Here is a 1,101-nt window from a genome sequence, read left to right on the forward strand (position 1 = left end):
TGTCCGGCGTCAGCACTGATGGGACCAAATCGGCTTAACTGAGAACGGAGGATTTCTGGTTCATCGTAGCCTTCAAAGGAGCGAAGATGAGACAGAAATCCGGAACCGGGAAAGCGCCGGCAGAGCAGGTCATCAAAGACATCCGCCGCGCAACCCGCAAGCAATATTCGGCCGAGGAGAAGATCCGCATCGTGCTGGAGGGCTTGCGGGGCGAAGAGTCGATCGCGGCGCTGTGCCGGCGCGAGGGGATCGCGGAGAGCCTTTATTACACCTGGTCGAAGGAATTCCTGGAAGCCGGCAAGAAGCGGCTTGCCGGGGATACGGCGCGCGCCGCCACCAGCGACGAGGTGAAGGTTCTGCGCAAGGAGGCGCGCGATCTCAAGGAGGTCGTCGCCGAGCAGGCGCTGGAACTGCGGATTCTTAAAAAAAGCATGATTGCGGATGGGGGCGACGACGAATGAGATACCCCGCATCCGCGAAGCTGGAGATCATTCGGCTCGTCGAGCAGTCGCATCTGTCGGCGCGGCGCACGCTGCAAAAACTCGGTATTCCGCGCTCGACCTTCAATCGCTGGTATGACCGTTTCCTGGCCGGCGGTGTCGATGCGCTGGAGGATCGCAGGCGCCGGCCGAACCGGGTCTGGAACCGCATCCCCGAGGAGAAACGCGATCAGATCATTGAGCTGGCGTTGAACGAGCCGGAGCTGTCGCCACGGGAACTGGCGGTCACCTTCACCGACACGAGGGGCTATTTCGTCTCGGAATCCTCAGTCTATCGCCTGCTCAAGGCCCACGACCTGATCACCAGCCCCGCCTTCATCGTCATCAAGGCCGCCGATGAGTTCCACGACAAGACGACGGCGCCCAACCAGCTCTGGCAGACCGACTTTACCTACTTGAAGGTGATCGGCTGGGGCTGGTTCTATCTGTCGACCGTGCTCGACGACTTCTCTCGCTACATCATCGCCTGGAAGCTGTGCACCACGATGAAGGCCGAGGACGTCACCGACACGCTGACCATCGCGCTGCAGGCTTCTGGCTGCGACAGCGCCAAGGTGGTGCAGCGGCCGCGGCTGTTGTCCGACAACGGCCCCTCCTACGT

1 pseudogene is annotated in these 1,101 nt (G+C 61.6%); it reads left to right on the top strand.

Annotated features, from left to right (window positions below):
• Nucleotides 1–86: 86 nt before the first annotated feature.
• A pseudogene (locus tag A3840_RS18925) lies at nucleotides 87–1,101 on the top strand (IS3 family transposase); the annotation flags it as partial.

The sequence above is a fragment of the Devosia elaeis genome, from assembly GCF_001650025.1.
In the GTDB taxonomy this organism is placed as follows: Bacteria; Pseudomonadota; Alphaproteobacteria; order Rhizobiales; family Devosiaceae; genus Devosia; species Devosia elaeis.